The following is a 22,382-nucleotide window of genomic DNA, read 5'->3' on the forward strand; positions in this document are numbered from 1 at the left end:
TCGTACGCGCCCCGCGGTCACCTCCACGGGGCGCTCGAAGGGAGAAGCATGTCTGGATTCACGGGCCGCGCGCGGAGGCGCGCGGTTGCGGTCATCCCGGTATTCGCGCTCGCTGCCACCGGTCTGGTGTCATTCGGCGCTACGGGAGCGGTCGCTGCTGAATCGCCGGTGTCGCCACCGGTGATCAGCGATTCCGAGTACTACATGAACTACGCCGCACCTCGCATCGAGGGCCAGTTCGACACCGACGGCGAAGTCCTCGTCGATGGCGCGACGGCGAAGTCGGCACCGCAGGTTCAGGCCGACGCCGAGGCGTTCGACGCGAAGTACTCGCAGGGCAACCCGATCGCGGCGAAGGGGCTCGCCACGCTGGAGGCGAAGTCGATCGCCACGGGCAAGAACCCCAAGGAGCTGAAGCAGCCCAAGAAGGACAAGAAGCCCAAGAAGTCGAACTTCAAGCAGGCCGAGTCCACGCAGGAAGCGAAGCTCCTCACGATCCTCGTCGAGTTCGACGAGAACGCGAACGACGACTTCAGCGACACCTACGTGCCGACCGAGTTCGGCTCGAAGCAGTGCATGCCCGGCAACGTGCAGAACGGCCCGACGCACAACGGCATCCCGAACCCGGCCGACTACGAGCTCGAGGACAACAACTCGATGTGGGTGCCCGACTTCTCGTCGGAGCACTTCAACAAGATGCTCTTCACCGACGAAGGCATCACCGAGCGAGTGCGCACCGACCTCACCGGGCCCGACGGCAAGCCCGGCTTCGACATCTCCGGCTACACGATGAAGTCGATGTACGAGGAGATGTCCCGCGGCGCCTACACCGTCACCGGTGAGGCCACCCCGTGGATCACCGTGCCGCACTCCGAGGCCTGGTACGGCGCGAGCACCTGCTTCCTGAACGACGAAGGCGTCTACGAGGCCGGCGAGATCCAGGACCAGCAGGGTCACCCCGACAACCCCAAGGGGCCGGGCCAGCTGCCGATCGACGCAGTCGCAGCACTCGCACAGGCGCAGCCCGACTTCCCGTGGGCCGACTACGACATCGAAGACCAGGGCGACCGCGACGGCGACGGCGACTTCAACGAGCCCGACGGCGTCATCGACCACGTCGTGCTCGTGCACGCCGGTGAAGACAAGTCCGGTGGCGGCGGCGCGCAGGGCACCTACGCAGTCTGGGCGCACTCCTCGGCTGTCGCCGGCGGCGCGGACATCCCGGGCACCGACCTCCAGCTGTCGAACTACATCGTGCAGCCCGAGGACTCGGGCGTCGGCGTGTTCGCACACGAGTACGGCCACGACCTCGGCCTGCCCGACCTGTACGACACCTCGAACCAGGGCAACTCCGACGTCGACTTCTGGGACCTCATGAGCTCCGGCTCGCACTCCGGCCCCATCTTCCAGTCGATGCCGACCCACATGGGCATCTGGGACAAGTGGGTGCTCGGCTGGGTCGACCCCGTGGTGATGAACCCCGGTGACGACACCGAGACCATCAAGGTCGGCCAGACGTCCCGCGCACCCAAGGGCACCGAGGACGGCGTGAAGGTCAACCTTCCCGACAAGGTCGTCACCCTGGCCGAGCCGGCCAGCGGCGAGAACATGTGGTACACCGGAGCCGACCAGGACTGGGGCGACATCCGCATCGCCCGCACGGTCGACGTCCCGACCGACGCGAAGTTCTGGATGAGCAACAACTTCGTCATCGAGGAGGACTGGGACTTCGGCTTCGTCGAGGTCTCGACCGACGGCGGCGACACGTGGACCGACGTCAAGGTCTACAACGAAGACGGCACCGAGGCCACCACGGCCGAGGGCTACCCCGACCCGAACGGCAACCTTCACACCTTCGGTGACAAGAAGTACGGCCTCACGGGCAGCTCCGACGGTTGGGCTCGCCAGTACGTCGACCTCTCGGCATATGCCGGCACCACGGTCGGGGTGCGCCTGCGCCTCGCCACCGATGCCGCATTCCAGGAGCGCGGATGGTTCGCCGACGACTTCGCCGTCACGAGCGGAGCGACCGAGGTCTGGGCCGACGACGTCGAGAGCGGCGACAACGGCTGGACCGCCGAGGTCACCACCTTCGCCGACACGACCGGCCCCGGCTGGCGTATCGACACGGGCACGTCGAGCAAGGCGCAGTACTACATGGTGGAGTGGCGCAACTTCGACGGGTTCGACGAGGGCCTGAAGTACGGCTACAACTCGGTGTACAGCGCCGGTGCGTGGAAGGTCGAGAAGGTCGCGTACAACGCTCCCGGAGCGCTGGTCTGGTACCGCGACACGACCTACGGCAACACCAACCACGTGCGCACCAACGAGACGGCACTGCCGAGCTACGGGGCGAAGGGCGGGCTGCTGCTCGTCGACAGCCACTTCGACCCGCTGCGTCGCACCGGTGACGCCGCCGCGGCCGACGGCACGCTGCAGCACAACCTGCCGTCGCGTGCGCAGTCCTCCGACGTCGCCTTCGGCCTCACCCCGACGCACGCCTTCACGGAGTGCATCGCGGGTGCGGAGCTGACGACCGAGTACTGCACCGACATCCCGTCGCGCGCGCCGGTGAGCACCTTCACCGACGACCTCGGCTGGACCTCGGGCCTCGAGGTGCTTCCCGACGGTCGACTGGCCCGCCGCTTCCGCGACGGTTCGGCAGTCGTTCCGTCGCTCGGAAACGCCCCGTACAGCACGCGGATCGTCGACTTCGACGGCAACCCGCTGACCGACCTGTACGGCGCGGCCAGCCCGCTCGGCGGCGTCTTCGGCACCGGCAACCCCGGTGACGACGGCGTTGGCTACGGCACCGTGATCGAGGTGAAGAAGGCGTTCAAGGGCAACCAGTCGGCGCTCATCACGATCACCCCGCCTACCGCAGGCTGATCCAGCGACACGCACGACGACGAGGCGTCGGCTCCCTTCGGGGGGTCGGCGCCTCGCCGCATCTCCACCGGACGCCGGTGCAGCGAGCAGACCCGCCGGCCGTACACTGGCCGACGACGCACGAGGAGGTGCCGTGAACGACGCCCGAACCGCGCTCACGCATGAGCGCGAGATCACCGAGCCCGTCTCGCTGACGCTGCCGAACGGCAGGCTGAACCCCGCGGCAGTCGGGTGGACGCGGCATCCGCTGCACGACACCTCCGGAATCGGCGCCCGCGGCAGGGGCACGGGGCGCAACAAGCGCTGGGAGTACTGGGGCATCACGACCCCCGACCACATCGTCGCCGTGACGGTCGCCATGCTCGACTACGCGACGCTGAACCAGGTGTGGGTGTTCGACCGGGCCGCCGCGACCGACATCGACGCGAGCGCGATCACCCCGCTCTCCCGCGGCGTCGACCTGCCCGGCTCGCTCGGCGAGGGCGATGGGGCGCGGCCCGCGACGGCACGGGTACCGGGCATCGAGACGACGATCACCGACTCGGCCTCGGGCACCCGCATCGTCGCGACGACGAAGCGCGTCGCGATCGACATCGTCGCCGAACGGCCCGACGGTCACGAGGCGCTCGGCGTCGTCGTGCCGTGGAGCGACACGAGGTTCCAGTACACGGTGAAGGATGTCGCGCGGCCCGCCCGCGGCACGGTCACGATCGACGGGGTGACCCACGAACTGCCCGCCGGCGAGAGCTGGGCGGTGCTCGACCACGGGCGCGGCCGATGGCCGTACTCGATGCGCTGGCACTGGGGCGCCGCATCGGGCATCGAGCACGGGCGACGCCTCGGGCTGCAGCTCGGCGGCCTCTGGACCGACGGCACCGGATCGACCGAGAATGCGCTCTCGGTCGACGGGCGACTGCACAAGCTCGGCGCCGAGCTCGACTGGCGCTTCGACCCGAGCGACTGGCTGCGACCGTGGACGATCACCGGCGACCGCGTCGACGTGATCTTCACGCCGTTCCACGACCGGTACGCGAAGACCGCGCTCGGGGTCATCCACACCGAGACGCACCAGTGCTTCGGCACCTATCGCGGCACGGTGACGGATGACTCGGGCACGGCGGTGCCCGTCGAAGCCCTGCTGGGCTGGGCGGAGTTCGTGAAGAACCGCTGGTAGCGGCATCCGCTCGGCTCGCTCGAACTCGCGTCGCGATCGGCAGGCCGGGCGCCCGGCTCAGCTGCGAGGCGTGTGCAACCGCTCCTGCCGCCGCCGGAACGCCCGCCGCTGCACCTCGAGCTGCACCGAGAGCGTCAGCACGCCACCCGTGACGATGGCGACGAGGTTGATGCCGAGCTGCACGGCGGCGCTCCCGGCCTGCGCCCACTCGCCCGCCGCGATGCCGACCGCGATCGCACCCGCAGCGGGGATCGTCGTCACCGAGATGAGCACGCCGATGAGCGCGCCGGACTTCGCCGAGGTCAGCGAGAGCACCCCCGCGATGCCCGCGAGGAAGCCGACGACGTAGCTGAGGGCGTTCGGCTGCCAGATGAACTCGGTGAGCGGATGGCTCGCCTCGAGCGGATCCACGGGGAACAGGCCGATCGCCTGCTGCAGGAGCGCGAAGCCGATCGTCACGACGATGGCGCCGACGTAGCCGATGAGCAGGGTCGCCGTCGAGCGCCACACCACTCGTGGGCGCCGGCGCACGATGCCGACCGCGATCGCGGCGAGCGGCCCGAAGTCGGGGCCGACCACCATCGCGCCGACGATGAGGATGGGCTGATCGGTCACGACGCCGACCGCGGCGATGAGCGTCGCGACCGTCATGAACACGAGGAACGTCGCCGAGAGTCGCACCTCGTCGTCGGTGCGCGCCTCGACCTCCTCCCACACCACCGCGTCGTCATCGTTGCCGAAGACCGCCGCAGCGCTGCGACGGCGCTGGCGGCCGAGCGCGAGGTCGACCGACTCGATCGCGATCGATCCCTGCTGGTCGAGCCCGACCGCGTGCAGCTGCGCGAGCAGTCCGCTCGCGGCGTCGCGGTCGACGTCGCAGAGGAGCACGTCGCCCGCGGGGTCGAGACCCGCCCCGGGCAGGGAGATGAGGTTCGAGACGGGTGAGTCCGCAGCACGCAGCACGCCATCGACGTCGGCGCGCAGCGGAGTCGGGACGATCATCCTCAGGTGCAGCACCGTGCCAGTCTGGCGCGAGCGGATGGCTCGGCCGCCGCGCCGCGCGGATCAGGTGGCGAGGAGTCCGTCGAGCAGACGGTCGAGGCCCCACGCGAACGCCGAGGGCTCGGCGCCGTCTGCCATGAGGTGCGCGGTCGCCTCGGTGAGCGGGTGGCTCGCGGCATCCGACCACAGCGCGCCGGCCGTCGACGTGTCGGCGGCGGTCTCGACCTCGTCGACCCGCTCGGCGGCGTCGAGGGCGGCGACGCCGAGCACGTGGGCACGTACGGCGTAGGCGGCACGAGCGGCGTCGTCCTGCGACATCCCCTCGGCCATGAAGCCGGCGATGAGGGTTTCGTTGAGGCCGAGCGCGTGGCGCCCGTCGAGCGGGCCGCTCGTGACGAGCACCATGGCGCCGGTGTGCTCGGCGATGCGCGCACGCAGGGCCGCGGCGAGCGCGTGCACGCGTTCGCGCCAGGCGACGCCGGGATCGGCGGCCGCGGCCAGGTCGAGGCTCGACAGGAGCTCCTCGACCATCGCGCGCAGCAGCGCGTTCTTCGACGGGAAGTAGGTGTAGATCGCCGTGGGCGTGAGGCCGAGTGCCGCGGCGACGCCGCGCACGGAGACGGCGGCGAAGCCCTTCTGCTCGAGGATCTCGAACGCCGCATCGACGATGTCGACCTGGCTGACGCTGCGCCTCGGTCCGGGTTTCATGGTGCTCCTCGTGGGTCCGGGCGCAGGATTCGGCGCTCCGACCATTCTCCCGGGTTGCATCGCCCCTTCCGCACCTCCCGTGGTCGACTGCGCGGCGCCGTCAGGCGATCGACCTGAGGAAGGTCAGCATCGATGCCGGCTCCTCGATGAGCGGAGCGAGCGCCGAGTTGAACGCTGCACCGTGCCGAGCGGCGAGATGCGCTGCGAACGCCTCGCTGTCGCGGTAGACCTCGCTGACGATGAAGCGGCTGCCCGCCGCGACCGGCTCGGCAACCCCCGGCCTGCCGACCGAGGGCGCCTCGACCCGATGCGGCGTGAAGTCGAGGCATCCCGGCTCCTGGCGCACCTCGCCCGTGAAGGCGAGGAGAAGGCGTTCCACCTCCTCCTCGCACCCCGGCCTGGCAGTGAACTCAGCCACGAGTTCGACCCGAGCCGAGCCATTCGTCACCGTCATTCGCGTGCTGCGCCGGTCATGATCGCGACCGCGTCGGTCATCGAGTGCGTCTGCGGCGTGATCGTCGCCGCACGCTTGCCGAGGCGCTGGATGTGGATGCGGTCGGCCACGTCGAACACGTGCGGCATGTTGTGCGAGATGAGGATGACCGGGATTCCGCGATCGCGCAGGTTCCTGATGAGCTCGAGCACCTGGTTCGACTCCCGCACGCCGAGCGCTGCGGTCGGCTCGTCGAGCACGACCACCTTCGACCCGAAGGCCGCGGCACGCGCGACCGCGACAGCCTGACGCTGTCCGCCCGAGAGGTTCTCGACCGGCACGGTCACGTCCTGCAGCGTCGAGATGCCGAGCGCGCGCAGTTCGTTGCGCGCCTTCTCGCGCATGCCCTTCTGGTCGACGACGCGGAAGACCGAGCCGAGGATGCCGCGCTTGCGCTCCTCGCGCCCGAGGAACAGGTTCGCGGCCACGTCGAGCGCGGGCGAGACCGCGAGGTTCTGGTAGACCGTCTCGATGCCCGCGGCACGCGCATCCTGCGGGCGCTTGAAGTGCACCGGCTTCTCGTCGAGGAAGATCTCGCCCTCGTCGGGGATCTCGGCGCCCGTGAGGCATTTGATGAGCGTCGACTTGCCGGCGCCGTTGTCGCCGATGATGGCCAGCACCTCGCCCGGGTAGAGCTCGAGGCTCACCCCGTCGAGTCCGACGACCCGGCCGAAGGTCTTGACGAGCCGGCGTGCGCGCAGGATCGGGGTGCGGGTCTCTGCGGGGCCGGCGGCGGGCGCCTGGCCCGCGGCATCCGTTGCGGTGGTCATTTGCGTACCTTTCGAATCCACTGGTCGACCGAGACGGCGACGATGATGAGCACGCCGACGGCGAAGGTCTGCCAGAGCACGTCGAGCCCGGCGAGTGACAGGCCGTTGCGGAACACGCCGACGATGAGCGCACCGAGGAGGGTGCCCCACACGGTGCCGCGACCGCCGAAGAGGCTCGTGCCGCCGATGACGACGGCGGTGATCGAGTCGAGGTTGAGTTCTGCGCCCGCGTTGGGCGACGCCGCGTTCGTGCGACCGATCTGGATCCAGGCGCCGAGCGCGAGGATCGCGCCCGCCGCGAGGTAGACGCTCATGAGCACCCGGTTGACGCTGATGCCGGCGAGGCGCGCGGCCTCGGGGTCGTCGCCGACCGCGTAGACGTGTCGGCCCCAGGCCGTCTTCCCGAGGATCAGGGCGACCACCACGTAGAGCAGCAGCATCATCAGCACACCGACCGTGAAGTTCACGCCGCCGATGTTGAAGGTGGCGCCCATCGAGGTGAGCAGTTCGGGCATCTCCGCACCGCGGACGGTGGCGCCCCCCGAGTACAGCAGGGTGAGCGCGACGAAGATGCTGAGCGTGCCGAGGGTCACGATGAACGGGGGCAGCTTCAGACGGGTGACGAGGAAGCCGTTGAACGCGCCGGCCGCGAGTCCGACGACGAGGCCCAGGAAGAGGGCGAGCACCCCCGGGAGGCCGAGCTGCACGCTCGTCTGCGCCATCACCATCGAGCTCAGCACCATGACCGCGCCGACCGAGAGGTCGATGCCTGCGGTGAGGATGATGAGGGTCTGGGCGACGGCGAGTGTTCCGACCACGGCGACCTGCTGCGTGATGAGCGAGAGGTTCGCGGGGTTCAGGAAGCGGTCGTTGAGCAGGCCGAAGACGATGACGGCGAGCACGAGCACGATCGCCGGGCTCACGGCCGGGTAGCGGTGCAGGATGTTGCGGACGCGGCTGAGTGGCGTCGTGCGGTCGAGGAACTCCTCGGCCAGGTCGAGCGCCGACGTCGGCGGCTCGGTGGTCTGCTGGGTCACGTTGATACTCCGTTGTTCGGTGAGTGAGCGGTGCGGGCCGGGTGGGACCGGGAGCTGCGGGAGGGGTCATGATCAGGGGGAGCCGCGCCGCGGCATCCGTCACCGACCCGCACCGCTCACGATGCGGTGCCGGGGATCAGCCCCAGCAGATCTCGCCGCCCTGCGCGGTGTCGATGGATTCGACACCCTCTTGCGGGTCGTCGGTGACGAGCGCGACGCCGGTGTCGAAGAAGTCGAGCCCCTCGGTCGTCTCCGGCGCCTTGCCGGTCTTCACGAGGTCGAAGATCGCCTGCACGCCGAGCTCGGCCATCTTGACCGGGTACTGCTGGCTGGTCGCGCCGATGATGCCCTCGGCCACCTGGTCGACGCCGGCGCAGCCGCCGTCGACGGAGACGACGATCACATCGTCCTTGCCGGCTGCCTTGAAGGCCTCGTAGGCGCCGTACGCGGCCGGTTCGTTGATCGTGTAGACGACGTTGATGTCGGGGTTCTTCGAGAGCAGGGTCTCGGCGGCGGTGCGGCCGCCGTCTTCGGCGCCACCGGATGCCTCGTTGCCGACGATCTCGTAGTCGCCACCGCTGTAGGTGCCGCTCTTCGCCTCGTCGCCATTGACCGCTGCGTCGGCGGTGTCGATGCCCATGCCGTCGAGGAAGCCCTGGTCGCGGTTGTAGTCGACCGAGACGATCTTGTCGTCGAACAGGTCGATGAGCGCGATGGTCGCCGTCTCGCCGGCGAGCTTGGCCGCGGTCCAGCGGCCGATCTCCTGGCCTGCCGCGAAGTTGTCGGTCGCGAAGGTGATGTCGACGGCTTCGGGATCGGCCGGCGGGGTGTCGAGCGCGATCACGAAGAGGCCGGCGTCGCGGGCCTTCACGAGCGCGTCTTCGACGCCGGGCCCGTTCGGAGTGATCAGGATGCCGGCGTCGCCCTTGGAGATGGCGTTCTCGACGGCCTGGATCTGGGTGTCCTCGTCGCCGTCCTCCTTGCCCGCGGCGAGCGTGAGCTCGACGCCGAGCTTGTCGGCAGCGGCCTCCGCGCCGTCCTGCATGGCGACGAAGAACGGGTTGGTCGTGGTCTTGACGATGAGCGAGACGCCGATCGCGTCAGTGTCACCGCTCTCGCCGCCTGCGTCGGCGCCCGCGGCACAGCCGGTCAGGGCGAGCGCCGCGGCAGCGGTCAGCGATCCTGCGGCGATGAGACGGCGGCGGAGCGCACCTGGTGCTGTGTGATTCATCGATGAATCTCCTCTGGTGTTGGAAGGCCCGTTGTCGCCTTGACAACGATGTCAGGGATAGGTCTAGCTCACCGACGCATGTATAGTCAAGTCCAACTTGCACATTTGGGAGCAAATCGTGACACCGTTGTCAAACTCGAGTACCGCGCCGGAGAGCGCACGTTCGCGACCGACGATGCGGCACGTGGCCGCCCTGGCCGGCGTCGGCGTGAAGACGGTCTCGCGCGTCATCAACGGCGAGCCGAACGTCTCGGCGGCGACGATCGCCAAGGTCGAGGCGGCGGCACGCACGCTCGACTACCAACCCGACCTGCACGCGGGAAACCTGCGCAGGGCCGACGGCCGCACGCGCACGCTCGGCCTCCTCGTCGGCAGCGTCGACAACCCGTTCTCGGGCGCCGTGCACCGGGCCGTCGAAGACGCCGCCCTCGCTCGCGGGGTCTCGGTGTTCGCGTCGAGCCTCGACGACGACCCCGACCGCGAACAGGAGGCGGTCGCGGCCTTCCTCCGCCGCCGCGTCGACGGACTGATCCTCACCACCATCACCGAGAGCCAGGCCTATCTCGCTCCCGAGCTGCGTCGCGGCACCCCGGTCGTCTTCGTCGACCGCGAACCGGCCGGCATCACCTCAGACGCCGTGGTCAGCGACAACGCCGACGGGGCCGCCCTCGCAACCCGTCACCTGCTCGAGCGCGGGCATCGCCGCATCGCCTACCTCGGCGACCGCCCCGGCATCCAGACCGCTCGCGAGCGGCATCGCGGCTACCTCGACGAACTCGGCAGGGCGGGCGTCTCCACTCGTGACCAGCATGTCGTCGAGGGTCTCCACGACGAAGCGACGTCGCAGGCCGCGACCCTCGCACTCTTCGACGCCCCGAGCCCGCCGACCGCGATCTTCTCCAGCCAGAACCTCGTGACCATCGGCGTCATCCGTGCACTGCGCGAACTCGGCCGGCAGCACGACACGGCCCTCGTCGGCTTCGACGATGTGCCGCTCGGCGACCTGCTCGACCCCGGCGTCACGGTCGTGGCGCAGAACCCCCAGCAGATCGGCCGCACGGCCGCCGAACGGATCTTCGCCCGCCTCGACGGGGACACCGCCCCCGCGGCGCGCTCGATCGTACCGACACGGCTCATCGTGCGCGGATCGGGCGAGATCACGCCGCGAACGGAGGGCTGAGCGGATGTCACGGCACGACGTGGATCCCAGCGCGCGCATCACCGTCATCGGCGACGCGCTCATCGACGAGCTGCGCGACCCTCGCGGGGCCCGGGAGTTCGTCGGCGGCGCCGCCCTCAACGTCGCGGTCGGGCTGGCCCTCCTCGGCGAGGACGTGACGCTCGTCGCGATGCTCGGCGACGACGAGCCGGCCACGCGCATCCGCTCATTCCTGCGCGACTACGGCGTGCGCCTCGTCGAGAGCCCCTCCGAGCACGGCACCTCGCGGGCCGTCTCCGATCGCACCGACGGCGAGCCGCGGTACGAATTCAACGAGGCCGCGCAGCGGCGCAGCATCCGCTTCGACGACGCGACCCGCGCCGCGATCGACGAGGCCGACCTCGTGGTCGTCAGCTGCTTCCCGTTCGACGACGCCGAGCAGGCGGCCGAGCTGCGCGCCGCGATCGCGCGCCCGGGCGAACGGCTCGCGATCGACGGCAACCCCCGTGCGGGCATGCTGCACGACCGCGAGGCGTTCCTCGCGAACTTCACCGCCGCGGCCCGTGACGCGATGCTCGTGAAGGTCGGCGACGAGGATGCCGAGCTGCTGCTCGGCGCTCCCCTGGCGGAGTTCGTCGAGCGGCTCCGGGCGCCGTCGACTCGCGAAGCCGAGAGCGGGGCCGCATCGGATGCCGCGCCGGCGCGCACCCCGGCAGTGCTCGCGACCGCGGGCCGCGAGGGCGCCGACCTGCATGCCGGCGATGCAGCGGTGCATGCCGGCATCGTCGACCTGCCGGGCACGGTCGTCGACACCATGGGGGCCGGGGACGCCACGCTCTCCGCGGTCGTGCACCACCTCGCAGTGCACGGCGTGCCGAGCGACGCGAGCGGCTGGGCCGCCGCGCTCGAGTCGGCGATGGCGATCGCCGCAGCCACCGTGCGCCACGAGGGCGCGCTGCTGCGGGTTCCCGCGCACCCGTCGGAGGGCGGGAGCTGACGACCCGGCCGGGCGCTCAGCGCACGAACCGCACCTCGAGCACCTGCCAGAAGTCGTCGACCTTCGAGGTGCCGTCGAGCTCGAACCCGTTGCGTCGGTAGAACGCGTGCGCCCTCGGGTTGTCGGCGAGCGCCCACAGATAGGCCGGCTGATCGCCGACGGCCGTGTCGAGCAGCGCCTGCCCGACACCTTCGCCATGGAACTCGTCGAGCACGTAGAGGCCCTCGAGCTCGAGCGCGCGCGGCCCGTCGGAGTCGCGACCGGTGCTGGTGTTCGCCCAGCCGACGACCTCGCCGCCGTGCTCGCCCCCGACCTCGCCCCCGACCTCGGCGACCCAGATGCCCATGCGATGGAACCCCTCGGGCGGCGGGTACACGTCGTTCGCGATCGCGAGGTTCGTCGTCCAGGCCCTGATGCGGTCGGCGTACGTCCATCCCTCGACCTTGTCGCGCGCCACGCGGCCGGGCTCGACGTACGTCGTCTGGTGGCTGCGCCAGTGCACTCGGGTGATGCCGGGGGCGTCGGCGATGGCGGCGGGACGGATGACGAACGGATCGGGCATGGACTCCATCCTGCACTCAGAACGGCCAGACGAACGGCACGAAGAACACCGCGACGACGAGGAACAGCAGGAGCAGCGGCAACCCGAGCCGCCAGTAGTCGCCGAAGCGATAACCGCCGGGCTCGAGCACCATGGTGTTCGCCGGCGTCGCGACGGGCGTGAGGAACGACGCCGCCCCCGCGACCGTGAGCGCCATCATGAACGGCAGCACCGAGACCCCGAGGTCGGCGGCGACGACGACCGCGACGGGCGCCACGATGAGCACCGTCGCCGTGTTCGAGATGAGCTGGCCGAGCACCATCGTCAGTGCGCAGATCGCGAACAGCGCGAAGTACGGCGAGGCGTCGCCGACGAGCCCGAGGAGGCCCCCGGCGATGAGGTCGGCCGTGCCGGTCGAGATGAACGCCGTCGACAGCGGGATCATGCCGGCCACGAGCACGACGGTCGTCCACGAGATGCTGCGGTAGGCCCGCGTCGGGCTGACGACCCTGGTCAGCACGAGAGCGGATGCCGCGGCGAGCCCCGCGATCGCCGGCGGCACGAGCCCCGTGGCGAGCAGCACCACCATGGCCGCGAGGATCACGATCGCGCGCTTCGCGCCGGAGCCGAGCGGCACCGCGCGGCGCATCGTCGCCGGGTCGTCGACGACGAGCACGTCGGGGCCGGCGGTGTTGCGCTCGAGCTCGCCCCACGGGCCGGTGACGAGCAGCGTGTCCCCGGCCTGCAGGAGCGCGTCGGTGCCGATCAGGTCTTCACCTCCCCGCTGCACGGCGAGTACGACGAGATCGCCGCTCGGCGTGCACATGCCCGGGAAGAGATGCAGCCCGATGAGCGACGAGCGCGGTGCCACGACGACTTCGGTGACCCCCTCGCGCACACCGATGAGCTCGGTGCCCTCGGGCAGGTGGTACTGCTCGCGCAGCGTGCGGGCGTGCGCGCTGACGTCCTGCGGCAGGCTCGTCGCGGCCCGCTCGGGGAGCAGGCGCCGACCGAGGAGCGAGATGATGAGCAGCGTGCCGACCACGAGCGGCACCCCGACGAGGCCGAACTCGAAGAAGCCGAACGGGCGCGCGCCGGCATCGGCCGCCGCCTCGCCGACGATGATGTTCACCGGCGTGCCCGTGAGGGCGAGCAGCGACCCCGCATGCGCCGAGAACGCGAGCGGCATGAGCATCTGCGAGGGTGCGATGCCGGCGCGGGTCGCGACGACGACGACGACTGGGATGAGCGCCGCCACCGCCCCGTTCACGCTGATGAGGGCGGTGACGCCCGCGACGAGGAGGCAGACGACGAGGAGCAGCGGCCCCCGCTTCGTGCCGGCCCGGCCGATGACCTGCTGGCCCGCCCACGCCGTGACACCCGTCGAATCGAGCGACTCGCTCACGACGAAGAGGGCGGCGATGAAGATCACCGTGGGGTCGCCGAAACCGGCGAGCGCCTGGCCGAGATCGAGGATGCCCGTGAGCCAGAGGGCCACGGAGACGCCGATCGCGACGATGCCGAGCGGCACGCGGTTCGACATGAACGCGATGATCGCGAGCGCCAGGATGACGAGCGTGGTCGCGACGGGGTCCATGGGCACAGACTAGCCGCGAGGCATCCGCTACAGGAGGGGACCGCGCGACGACCGCAGCCGACCCGTGATCGCCGACCCGGCGAGGATGCCGAGGGCGATCGCGACCATCGTCGACGCCGTCGTCACGAGGGTGTCAGCCCCGGCCTGGTCGCCGCCGAGGATGGTCGCGACCCCGACGAGACCGATCGCTCCGGGCACGAGCAGCCAGAACGCCGGCAGGAAGCTGACGACGGCCGGCGGGCCCGTGCGCTGCCGCGCCACGAGCACGGCGACCGGCGTCATCACGAGCGCCCCGACGAAGGCCGAGAGCACGCCGCCGAGGAAGACGTCGCCGATGACCTGCGCGCCGTAGGCCGAATAGAGCACGAGCAGGATCCAGATGATCGAGTCGCGGCGACCGCAGTTGTAGACGACGATGCCGACGCCGAATACGGCGACTGCGATCCAGGGCGCGATCGGACCGATCGGCTGGGACGCCGTCGTGAAGTCGATGCGCGGCACCCCCACGAGCGCGGCCGCCCCGACGATGCCGACGGCGAGCAGCACGAGCTGCATGGTGCCTGCCGCGAGCCGGCCGCCGCCCGACATCATCTGGCCGGTCGCGAGCTCGATGACGCCGGTCGTGAGCAGCGAGCCGGGCAGCAGCGTCACGAGCGGTGCGATGAGGGCAGGCAGCACGCCCGGGTCGAGCCCCGCCCTGATGAGCAGGAACACCGCGATCGAGACGCCGAACGCGATCGCCACGGTCACGAGCGCCTGGTAGTCGCGCGAAGCGCGGGCGGAGAGGAGCTGGGCGGCGCCCGCGAACACGCCGAGCACGGCGGCGACGCCCGCCCCCGCCCACGAGGCCCCGAGCAGCACCGAGAGCCCTGCCGAGAGCAACGCGTACGCCACCACCCGCTGCACCGCCGAATACGGCAGCGGCTGCGCGCGGAGTCTCCGGATGCGGCGCCGCGTCGTCGCCGGGTCGATGGCACCGGTGCGGGCGGCCTCGACCGTGCGGTTCAGCTCGTCGAGCTGCGCGAGCGTGAGCTTGCTGTTGCCGCTCGCGACGGCACCGGTGCTGAGCTCGCCGACGCCGCGGGCCGACACGATCAGGGCGGTCGGGAAGACGATGATCTCCGTCGCCGGGGCGGCATTGACCGTGGCGATGTCGAGGAGTGCGGTGTGCACGGTCGTCACCGAGTACCCGGCGTCGATCATCGCCTCGCCCACCGATTCCATCGCGGCGAGCGTGACCGCCGGCGGCGGGGTGGTGCCCGGCGCCGGCCCGCCCGGCGTGAGCACCCCCGTGGTGAGCGGGCCGGTCTCCGACTCCAGCTCTGCAGCCCCCGGCCTGCGGATCGCGAAGAGCACGGCGGCGCTCGCGAGCAGCACGAGCGCCGCGATGATCCACGACCACGGCGACACGTCGTCGTCGGCGAGCACCGCAGGCGGCACGGGTTCGAGCACCGGCGCCTGCGACGGCGTCTCGGTCGGCGTCGGCGGCGTCTCGGTCGCGGGCGCCTCGGTCGGCTCCGGCTCCGGCGTCGGGACCGGCTCCTCGGTCGGCTCGGGCTCCGGCGTCGGGGTGGGCTCCGGATCGGGCTCGGGCTCGGTGGCCGGGGGCGTCGACTCGAGGGGCTGATCCGTCGGCAGCGGCTCGACGACCGGCGCGGTCGCCCAGGCCGCGGCGGGCGGGACCCCGAGACATCCGACCCCGAACCAGCCGGCGACGGCGACCGCGCCGATCGTGACGACGACCCGCACCCGCCCCCCGGCTGACATGTCGCTCACTGTAGTCGCGCCCGCCCGCGAGGCTCAACGCCCGTGCCGTATCGCCGACGACGCATGAGCGGCTACGGTGAGCAGCAGTAGCTGGAACCCGGGGGGACGTTCATGAGCATGCAGGCCGAAGCATCCGTTGCCGCTCCGATCGCGAAGACCTCGTGGCTCGCGCTCATCGTCGTGGTCATGACGCAGATCCAGGCCTCGTTCGCGGTGAATGCGCTCACCGTCTCGATGGCGGGCATCACGACCGACCTCGACACCCCGGCGAGTTCGGTCGGCACGGCGATCACCGCCGGCACCTTCGCGATGGCCGCGTTCATCCTGCTCGGGGCGAAGGTCGGCTCGCGATTCGGCTCGCGCGGCGTGTTCCAGATCGCGGTCGCGATCCACGGCGTGGCCATGCTCGGCGTCGCCCTCAGCGTCTCGCCCGCAATGCTCTTCATCGCGCAGGCCTCGTCGGGTGCGGTCATCGCGCTCATCGCGCCCGCGCTCACCGTCTTCATCGCCACCAACTATCACGGGTCGCAGCAGGGCAAGGCGATCGGCCTCCTCGCGGCGGCGATCCCCGCGGCAGGCGTGCTGGCGCTCCTCCTCGCCGGCTGGTTCGCGAACACGATCGGCTGGCGCTGGTCGTTCGCGCTCATGGTCGGCCTCGCCGTCGTCAACCTGCTGTTGAGCTTCAAGCTCAAGCGCGTGCCGGCCCAGCCGGGCCTCTCGATCGACTGGACGGGCGCGATCCTCGCGGCCGTCGCCGTCATCCTCCTGAGCTTCGGCTTCTCGGGGCTCTCGACGTGGGGCGTGTGGCTCGCGACGAGCCAGGCGCCGTTCGACGTCCTCGGCATCTCGCCCGCACCGCTGCTCGTGATCGCCGGCCTCATCGTCGGCCAGGTGTTCTTCTCGTGGCTGCGTCGCCGCGGGCGTGAGGGCAAGCCCCGCATCTTCGACCTGCGCGTGCTCGCGACCGGCTCGGAGCGGGCGATCACCGCATGCATGGCGATCATGCTGTTCGTCGGCACCGCCGCGAACTTCCTGATCCCGCTGTACATCCAGGTCGTGCAGGGCCGGTCGAGCATCGAGACCTCGTTCTCGATCATCCCCTACACGCTCTCGATCTTCCTCGCCTCGACATTCGTCGCCTCGCTCTACGGCCGGTTCACGCCGAAGGCGATCGCGAGCGCCGGCTTCGTCGTCGTCGCGTCGGCCCTCACGCTCCTCGCCTTCACGGTGCGCGGCGAATGGAGCCAGGGCTTCGTCGTCGCCGGGCTCATCCTGCTCGGACTCGGCCAGGGCGCGATCGTCGCCCTCGTCTTCAACACCCTGCTCTCCTCCGCGCCGAAGCAGCTCGCCGGCGACGTGGGCGCCTGGCGCGGGCTCGTGCACAATCTCTCGGGCAGCGTCGGCATCGCCGTCGCCACCGCCTTCGCCGTCGGCATGCTCTCGACGCTGCTCCTGAGCGGCGCGCAGGAGCACCCCGAGATCTCCGACGAACTCATCGCTCAGGTGAACATCAACGAGGCCGACTTCCTCACGAACGAGCAGCTCGCTGCGGTGCTCGAGTCCCGGGCGACCGGTCCGCAGCTCGACGCCGCCATCGCGATCAACGCGGAGGCGCGCCTGCAGGCGCTGAAGGTGTCGCTGCTCGGCCTCGCGGCGCTCTCGCTCCTCGCGATCGTGCCGGCGACCCGCATGCCCGGACGCCGCCGCGACGAACTGCCCGAGAAGCTCGAGCCCGACGACGACGACTCGATCGACCCCGTCGAGCCCGACGACCTGGACCACATCGACGACGTGGACGAACGCGACGACCGCGACGGCCTCGACCGAAAGGAGGCGCTGGCATGACCCGCAGCGCGAACAAGCTCATCCCCGACGACTTCGACGCGGTGTCGTCGCTCGCCCACTCCCCCTCCGTCGTGCTCGACGAGGCACTGACCGACGTCGAGGTGACGGGCGTGCTCGTCACCACCCCGGTGGCCGACGCCGAGTCGATCGCCGGACTCGACCGGGCCGCCTGGGAGCTCGCCGGCTTCGAGGCGAAGCCCGGGCAGACGCTGTACGTGCCCGGCACTGAACCGGCGGTGCTCGTCGGCGGCGGGCCGGCGGCCGAACTCACCACCAACGGGCTGCGCGACGCGACCGCGGCCCTCGTGCGCGCGGCCGCGAAGTTCTCGCGCATCGGATTCGAGATCCCGGTGCTCGGCACGCTGGAGCGGGCAACGGCGGGCCAGGCCATCGCCGAGGGCGCCGCTCTCGGCCGCTACCGCTACACGGGGCGCTCGACGAAGCCGCCCGGGGCAGCGCTCGAGCGGCTCGCGCTGCGCATCGGCGACGTGCTTCCGGCGACGACCGACGCCGTCGAGCTGGCCGCCGGCATCACCGCCGGAATCGTCACCGCGCGCGCGGCCAACGTGGCGCGCGACCTCGCCAACACGCCTCCCGGCCACCTCACCGCCACCGACCTCGCCGACATCGCCGTGTCGCTCGGCGCACGCTTCGGATTCGAGGTCGAGGTGTTCGACAAGCAGCAGCTCATCGAGCTCGGCTGCGGCGGCCTGCTCGGCGTCAACCGCGGCTCGACCGAGGAACCGCGCATGGTGAAGCTGCGCTACACGCCGGCCGGCACGCCGACCGGGCACCTCGGACTCGTCGGCAAGGGCATCATGTACGACTCGGGCGGCATCAGCCTGAAGCCCTCCGACCCGATGCACCTGCTCATGAAGATGGACATGGGCGGCGCGGCATCCGTGCTCGGCGCCTTCACGGCGCTGCGGGCGCTGCGTGCCACCGCGACCGTGACCGGCTGGCTCATGTGCACCGACAACATGCCGTCGGGCTCGGCCTACCAGCTCGGCGACGTGCTCACCGCCCGGAACGGCACGACCGTCGAGGTGAAGAACACCGACGCCGAGGGGCGGCTCGTGATGATGGACGCCATCGCCCTCGCGAACGAGGAGGGCGTCGACACGATCATCGACATCGCGACGCTCACGGGCGCGGCCCTCATGGCGCTCGGCACCTCGACCGCCGCGCTCTTCGGCAACGACGAAGCGACGCTGGCCTCGGTCGAACGCGCCTCGGCGTCGACCGACGAACAGGTCTGGCGGATGCCGCTCGAGCGCCGGTATCGCAAGCAGCTCGATTCGGATGTCGCAGACCTCTCGAACCTCGGCGGCACCTTCGCCGGCGCGACGACGGCGGCGCTCTTCCTCGACCACTTCGTGGGCACGACGCCGTGGGCGCACCTCGACATCGCGGGCACGATGCAGTCCGACGCCGACGACTCGTGGCGCTCGAAGGGCGCGACCGGCTTCGGCACGCGCATCCTCATCGACGTGGCGCGGGGCTTCCAGCCGGCGCGCTGACACTGAGCGCCCGCCGGGTCGGCCGCAGCACTACTACCGTTACGGCGACGCGTCAGCGGAGCACGCCGGCGCGGTACGCCGCCTCGGTGCGGGTGGCCGCGCCGAGCTTGCGCAAGATCGCCGAGACGTGCACGCTCGCGGTCTTGCCGCTGATGAAGAGCCGCTCGCCGATCTGGCGGTTGCTGAGCCCCTCGGCGATGAGCTCGAGCACCTGACGCTCGCGGGCGGTGAGTTCGGCGATCGCGTCGACATCGGATGCTGCCGGGCCCGCGATGCCCGGGCCGGCACCTGCCTTGGGCCTGCCCGACCCCATGCCGCCGTCGAGCGCGAGCCCCGCCGCCGCGGCGACCTGTTCGACGCGGTCGCGCACCGCACCCACCCCGCCGCTCAGCGCGAGGTCGAAGGCGCTCTGGAGCGTGACCTTCGCCGCAGCGCGGTCGCCGCCGGCGAGTTCGGCCTCGCCCTGGCGGGTGAGGGCGTAGGGCGCGAGGTAGCCGGGGGCGGTGGGGGCGGCCGCAGCCTTCGCGGCGGCCTGCCAGGCCGCAGCGTCGGAGCCGGGCGCCCCTTCGGGGGCTTCGGCGAGTTCGGCTTCGAAGAACGCAGCCCAGAGCGGCTGCGTGGGCCAGCTGCGCATGCCGGCGAGCACCTCGCGGAGCGCCGGTTCGGCCGCCCCGATCTCGGCGGCGAGGGCATCGGGGATGCCGCCCGCCCGCTCGACGGCACCGGCACGGGCGGCTCCGACGACGCGAGCCGCGACCCAGACGAGCGGAAGGCCGTAGCCGGGCAGCGGCGCCTCGGGCTCATCGAGCACCCGCTTGGCGTCGCGCCAGGCGCCGGCGATATCGCCGGCGGCGAGCGCGACCTCGGCGGCGACCCGGCTGACGCTGAGCCGGGTCTGCTCCTCGACCTCCATGATCTCGGTCATCGTCGAGCGGACCCTGCGCAACTGCTCGGCGGCCCGCACCGGCTCGCCGAGCCAGAGGATCGACCAGATGCGCGCCCGCTGCAGGTACACCCCGAACGGCCCGGGCGGGTCGAGGGCGAGCGCGCGTTCGATCAGCGCCGCCGCGCGATCCCATTCGCCGAGTGCGAAGAGCGGGTCGACGGCGTTGGAGGCCAGGATCAGACCGGAACTGCGCTCGACGCCCTGCGCCCGCGCCTGCTCGAGCCCCTCTTCGGCGAGGCGCACCGCCTCGGCGTAGTTGCCGACGAGGAAGTGCAGGTCTGACGCGTTGACCCAGTAGCGCAGCGTCGCGGCCCCGTCGCCGTGCGCGAGTTCGCGGGCGCGTTCGAGCCCGGCGAATCCGGCCTCGACCTCGCCGCGGCTCGCCCGGCTGACGGCGGCCACGTTCGCGGCGATCGAGGCGTAGCGCGGCGACTCGACCTCGAGCGCGACCTCGAGCGCTCGTTCGGCGGTATCGACCGCTTCGTCGAGCCGGCCCTCGATCATGAACCGGCCCGAGAGCACGATGAGCACCGTCATGCGGAGCTCGCTCGGACGCTCGCCGAGCACCTCGAGCGCCTCTTCGAGCACCGGGATCGACCCCGGCCGACCGACGCTGGCGAGGTCTGTCGCCTTGTCGCGCAGGAATCGGGGGTACTGCGGGTCGTCGCGCGGGCACTCGGCGAGCGCGGCCTTCACGAGTGCGAGGCTCCGCTCACCCTCGCCCGCATTGCGGAGGTGCGATGCGGTGCGCCCCATCAGCTCGAGCTTCGTCATGCCCGATGCCTGCTCGGGCTCCGGCACCACGTCCCACAGGCCGATCGCCCGTTCGCCGAGCTGCGCGGCGGTGCTGTAAGCGGCGGCGGCACGCGCCTCGCGCATCGCATGGATCGTGGCGGGGAAGGCCCGCGCGGCATCGTGCGCGCCGAGCCAATGGAACGAGATCTCGGCCGCGAGACGCCGGGTGCCGGCCGCCGCCGCCGTCTCGTAGGCCTCGGCGTAGCGCGAGTGGAATCTCGCCCGCTCGCCGGGCAGCAGGTCGGCGAGGATCGCCTCGCGCACGAGGGCGTGCCGGAACGCGTAGTCGTCGCCGTCGATGGTCAGCACCCCGGCGAGCACGCTCTCGCGGGCGGCGAGGTCGAGTTCGTCGGCCGTGCCGTCGAAGACCGTCTCGAGCAGCGTGTGCGAGATGCGCACGCCGCCCACGCTGATGACTCGCAGCAGCGCCTGCGCCGGATCGCTGAGCCGCTCGTATCGCGCCAGTAGCAGCTCGCGCAGCGTGTCGGGCAACTCGCCCTCGTCTCGGCAGCCGTCGAGGCCGACGAGTTCTTCGACGAAGAACGGCACGCCGTCGCTGCGCCGGAAGACGGTGTCGATGACCGAGTCGGTGGGCGGCTCGCCGACGAGCGACTTCGTGAGCTTGCGCACCTGGGCCCGGGAGAGCCGAGAGAGGTCGCGGCGCTCGACCCAGCGATCGCGCTCGGCCTCGGAGAGGAAGGCGCGCAGCGGATGGCCCCTCGTGACGTCTTCGCTGCGATAGGTCAGCACCGTGAGCACCCGGCTCGAGCCGAGCGCGCGCATGAGGAACCGCAGCAGCGCGAGCGTCGCCGTGTCGACCCAGTGCAGGTCTTCGATGAGGAGCACCACCGGTCGCTCGCGCGAGACCGTCTCGAGCAGCACCGCGATGCCCTCGTGCAGCTGGCCGGTCGCGGCGCCCACGCCCGCCGGGGCCGCGACGGCAGCCGCTTCGGGGTCGGATGCCACGAGCTCGGGCAGGAGCGCCGCGAGCGCCGGGCTGCCCGGGCCGGCCGCTTCGAGCACCCGTTCGGGCCCGATGTCGGCGATGAGCGTGCGCAGTGCCGCCTTCACAGGCGCGTAGGGCGCCGCGACGCTGCCGAGGTCGACGCACTGGCCTGCCAGGAGGCGCACGTCTGAAGGCAGCCCGAGCTGGAACTCGCGCACGAGCCGCGTCTTGCCGATGCCCGCTTCGCCGCCGATGACGACGGTGAAGGGCGCGCCTGCGCGCACCTCGTCGAGGCGCTCGTTGAGCCTCGCGAGGTCGGCGTCACGGCCGACCATGGCCGCCGCTGACGTGGTCACGATCTCATCGTGCCACGTCCTTCCGACAGCGGCAGCCGCCGCGGCATCCGTGATCGCGCTCGGCGGAATCTCCGATGCGGTCGCGTGCCCGTTCGTCGACGCCGTCGCCTGCGCGATCGCCGTCGGGATCACCGCAGGGCGAGGCGCGGCGCGCGGTGCAGGTGACCTCGGCGACGAGCCGGTTCCGGCGACGCCCCCGCGTCGCCGGAACCCGCCTCGTCGACCGCCCGCTGCATTCCGAGCTCGCGCTCGGCGCGGTGCACGTCGGTCTGGTGCGCGTGCAGTGCCATGAAATCCGCAGAGAACTGCATGATCCCCTCCTGGGTCGTTCCGATCGTTCGACCGGATGCCTCCAGCGTGCGCTCTGAGGCACCTGAGGCTCATCGGGCGATCGCCCTATTTCCTGCGTCGGCACCTCAGATCCGCCTGAGGAGGCCGCTCACGCACGAACGGTCGGCCGAGCAGTCGGCCGGCCGCTCGCTCTCGGCGCTCAGCCGAGGATCGTCGGCGTGCGGCGGTAGCCGTCGCGACCGAACTGCACGAGTGCGGCGGAGATCGCCACGACGGCGACCATCGCGAGCACGGCGAGGAACAGTATCGAGAACATGG

17 protein-coding genes are annotated in these 22,382 nt (G+C 71.2%); 6 read left to right on the forward strand and 11 right to left on the reverse strand.

The window, feature by feature from the left end:
• Positions 1-180: 180 nt before the first annotated feature.
• Together JOE59_RS15270 and JOE59_RS15275 are read left to right on the forward strand one after the other, a co-directional pair.
• A complete protein-coding gene (locus tag JOE59_RS15270; protein WP_307837090.1) occupies positions 181-2,889 on the forward strand; it encodes an immune inhibitor A domain-containing protein in 2,709 nt (902 codons plus the stop codon).
• Positions 2,890-3,022: 133 nt separating this feature from the next.
• Positions 3,023-4,063 carry a DUF2804 domain-containing protein gene (locus JOE59_RS15275; protein ID WP_204461903.1) on the forward strand — a complete coding sequence of 347 codons (1,041 nt, stop codon included), beginning with the start codon at positions 3,023-3,025 and terminating at the stop codon, positions 4,061-4,063.
• 57 nt (positions 4,064-4,120) lie between these two features.
• Here the strand turns inward: JOE59_RS15275 and JOE59_RS15280 are convergent, their stop codons facing one another.
• The 6 genes from JOE59_RS15280 to JOE59_RS15305 all read right to left on the reverse strand — a co-directional run bounded on the left by JOE59_RS15280 (position 4,121) and on the right by JOE59_RS15305 (position 9,304).
• On the reverse strand, positions 4,121-5,080 hold the full coding sequence (locus tag JOE59_RS15280) for a DUF389 domain-containing protein (RefSeq protein ID WP_204461905.1): 960 nt from the start codon (positions 5,078-5,080) through the stop codon (positions 4,121-4,123).
• A 48-nt stretch (positions 5,081-5,128) separates the two neighbouring features.
• The gene (locus JOE59_RS15285) at positions 5,129-5,773 is read right to left on the reverse strand and encodes a TetR/AcrR family transcriptional regulator (RefSeq protein WP_204461907.1); all 645 of its coding nucleotides are present in this window, start codon (positions 5,771-5,773) and stop codon (positions 5,129-5,131) included.
• 100 nt (positions 5,774-5,873) lie between these two features.
• Positions 5,874-6,227 carry a putative quinol monooxygenase gene (locus JOE59_RS15290; RefSeq protein WP_204461909.1) on the reverse strand — a complete coding sequence of 118 codons (354 nt, stop codon included), beginning with the start codon at positions 6,225-6,227 and terminating at the stop codon, positions 5,874-5,876.
• On the reverse strand, positions 6,224-7,036 hold the full coding sequence (locus JOE59_RS15295; RefSeq protein ID WP_204461911.1) for an ATP-binding cassette domain-containing protein: 813 nt from the start codon (positions 7,034-7,036) through the stop codon (positions 6,224-6,226). The genes JOE59_RS15290 and JOE59_RS15295 overlap by 4 nt, the downstream gene beginning before the upstream one ends.
• Positions 7,033-8,073 (reverse strand): ABC transporter permease, encoded by a 1,041-nt coding sequence (locus tag JOE59_RS15300; RefSeq protein WP_204461913.1) that lies wholly within the window; start codon positions 8,071-8,073, stop codon positions 7,033-7,035. The genes JOE59_RS15295 and JOE59_RS15300 overlap by 4 nt, the downstream gene beginning before the upstream one ends.
• A gap of 136 nt (positions 8,074-8,209) precedes the next feature.
• Entirely contained in the window at positions 8,210-9,304 is a 1,095-nt protein-coding gene (locus JOE59_RS15305; protein WP_204461916.1) for a substrate-binding domain-containing protein, read from the reverse strand.
• A 175-nt stretch (positions 9,305-9,479) separates the two neighbouring features.
• Here JOE59_RS15305 and JOE59_RS15310 point away from each other — a divergent pair, with 175 nt between their 5' ends.
• Both JOE59_RS15310 and JOE59_RS15315 read left to right on the forward strand, forming a co-directional pair.
• Positions 9,480-10,484: a LacI family DNA-binding transcriptional regulator gene (locus tag JOE59_RS15310; RefSeq protein ID WP_204461918.1), complete on the forward strand. Its 1,005-nt coding sequence runs from the start codon at positions 9,480-9,482 to the stop codon at positions 10,482-10,484.
• Between the two features lie 4 nt (positions 10,485-10,488).
• Positions 10,489-11,460: a carbohydrate kinase family protein gene (locus JOE59_RS15315; protein ID WP_204461920.1), complete on the forward strand. Its 972-nt coding sequence runs from the start codon at positions 10,489-10,491 to the stop codon at positions 11,458-11,460.
• A gap of 16 nt (positions 11,461-11,476) precedes the next feature.
• Here JOE59_RS15315 and JOE59_RS18855 read toward each other — a convergent pair whose 3' ends face one another.
• Genes JOE59_RS18855 through JOE59_RS15330 form a run of 3 tightly spaced genes read right to left on the reverse strand, consistent with a single transcriptional unit; the run spans position 11,477 to position 15,365 of the window.
• Positions 11,477-12,022 carry a GNAT family N-acetyltransferase gene (locus tag JOE59_RS18855; RefSeq protein WP_239560305.1) on the reverse strand — a complete coding sequence of 182 codons (546 nt, stop codon included), beginning with the start codon at positions 12,020-12,022 and terminating at the stop codon, positions 11,477-11,479.
• 16 nt (positions 12,023-12,038) lie between these two features.
• Positions 12,039-13,598 (reverse strand): SLC13 family permease, encoded by a 1,560-nt coding sequence (locus JOE59_RS15325; protein WP_204461922.1) that lies wholly within the window; start codon positions 13,596-13,598, stop codon positions 12,039-12,041.
• 27 nt (positions 13,599-13,625) lie between these two features.
• Entirely contained in the window at positions 13,626-15,365 is a 1,740-nt protein-coding gene (locus JOE59_RS15330) for a threonine/serine exporter family protein (RefSeq protein ID WP_204461924.1), read from the reverse strand.
• Positions 15,366-15,476: 111 nt separating this feature from the next.
• Here JOE59_RS15330 and JOE59_RS15335 point away from each other — a divergent pair, with 111 nt between their 5' ends.
• A complete protein-coding gene (locus JOE59_RS15335; RefSeq protein WP_204461926.1) occupies positions 15,477-17,210 on the forward strand; it encodes an MFS transporter in 1,734 nt (577 codons plus the stop codon).
• Positions 17,207-18,730, forward strand: coding sequence for a leucyl aminopeptidase (locus tag JOE59_RS15340; protein ID WP_204461928.1), 1,524 nt, complete (start codon positions 17,207-17,209; stop codon positions 18,728-18,730). The genes JOE59_RS15335 and JOE59_RS15340 overlap by 4 nt, the downstream gene beginning before the upstream one ends.
• Before the next feature lie 52 nt (positions 18,731-18,782).
• On the opposite strand, the gene JOE59_RS15345 is transcribed toward JOE59_RS15340, so the two are convergent.
• Both JOE59_RS15345 and JOE59_RS15350 read right to left on the reverse strand, forming a co-directional pair.
• A complete protein-coding gene (locus JOE59_RS15345) occupies positions 18,783-21,773 on the reverse strand; it encodes a helix-turn-helix transcriptional regulator (protein WP_307837091.1) in 2,991 nt (996 codons plus the stop codon).
• A 128-nt stretch (positions 21,774-21,901) separates the two neighbouring features.
• Positions 21,902-22,084, reverse strand: a complete 183-nt coding sequence (locus tag JOE59_RS15350) for a hypothetical protein (RefSeq protein ID WP_074260556.1) — start codon at positions 22,082-22,084, stop codon at positions 21,902-21,904.
• Positions 22,085-22,382: the final 298 nt, after the last annotated feature.

Source organism: Agromyces cerinus (assembly GCF_016907835.1).
Taxonomy (GTDB): Bacteria; Actinomycetota; Actinomycetes; order Actinomycetales; family Microbacteriaceae; genus Agromyces; species Agromyces nitratus.

Excerpts from the sequence above, each read along its gene's own strand:
- JOE59_RS15285 (WP_204461907.1), bottom strand. The coding sequence starts at position 5,773 with ATGAAACCCGGACCGAGGCGCAGCGTCAGCCAGGTCGACATCGTCGAT.
- JOE59_RS15290 (WP_204461909.1), bottom strand. The coding sequence starts at position 6,227 with ATGACGGTGACGAATGGCTCGGCTCGGGTCGAACTCGTGGCTGAGTTC.
- JOE59_RS15295 (WP_204461911.1), bottom strand. The coding sequence starts at position 7,036 with ATGACCACCGCAACGGATGCCGCGGGCCAGGCGCCCGCCGCCGGCCCC.
- JOE59_RS15305 (WP_204461916.1), bottom strand. The coding sequence starts at position 9,304 with ATGAATCACACAGCACCAGGTGCGCTCCGCCGCCGTCTCATCGCCGCA.
- JOE59_RS15310 (WP_204461918.1), top strand. The coding sequence starts at position 9,480 with ATGCGGCACGTGGCCGCCCTGGCCGGCGTCGGCGTGAAGACGGTCTCG.
- JOE59_RS15315 (WP_204461920.1), top strand. The coding sequence starts at position 10,489 with ATGTCACGGCACGACGTGGATCCCAGCGCGCGCATCACCGTCATCGGC.
- JOE59_RS18855 (WP_239560305.1), bottom strand. The coding sequence starts at position 12,022 with ATGCCCGATCCGTTCGTCATCCGTCCCGCCGCCATCGCCGACGCCCCC.
- JOE59_RS15325 (WP_204461922.1), bottom strand. The coding sequence starts at position 13,598 with ATGGACCCCGTCGCGACCACGCTCGTCATCCTGGCGCTCGCGATCATC.
- JOE59_RS15330 (WP_204461924.1), bottom strand. The coding sequence starts at position 15,365 with ATGTCAGCCGGGGGGCGGGTGCGGGTCGTCGTCACGATCGGCGCGGTC.
- JOE59_RS15335 (WP_204461926.1), top strand. The coding sequence starts at position 15,477 with ATGAGCATGCAGGCCGAAGCATCCGTTGCCGCTCCGATCGCGAAGACC.
- JOE59_RS15340 (WP_204461928.1), top strand. The coding sequence starts at position 17,207 with ATGACCCGCAGCGCGAACAAGCTCATCCCCGACGACTTCGACGCGGTG.
- JOE59_RS15350 (WP_074260556.1), bottom strand. The coding sequence starts at position 22,084 with ATGCAGTTCTCTGCGGATTTCATGGCACTGCACGCGCACCAGACCGAC.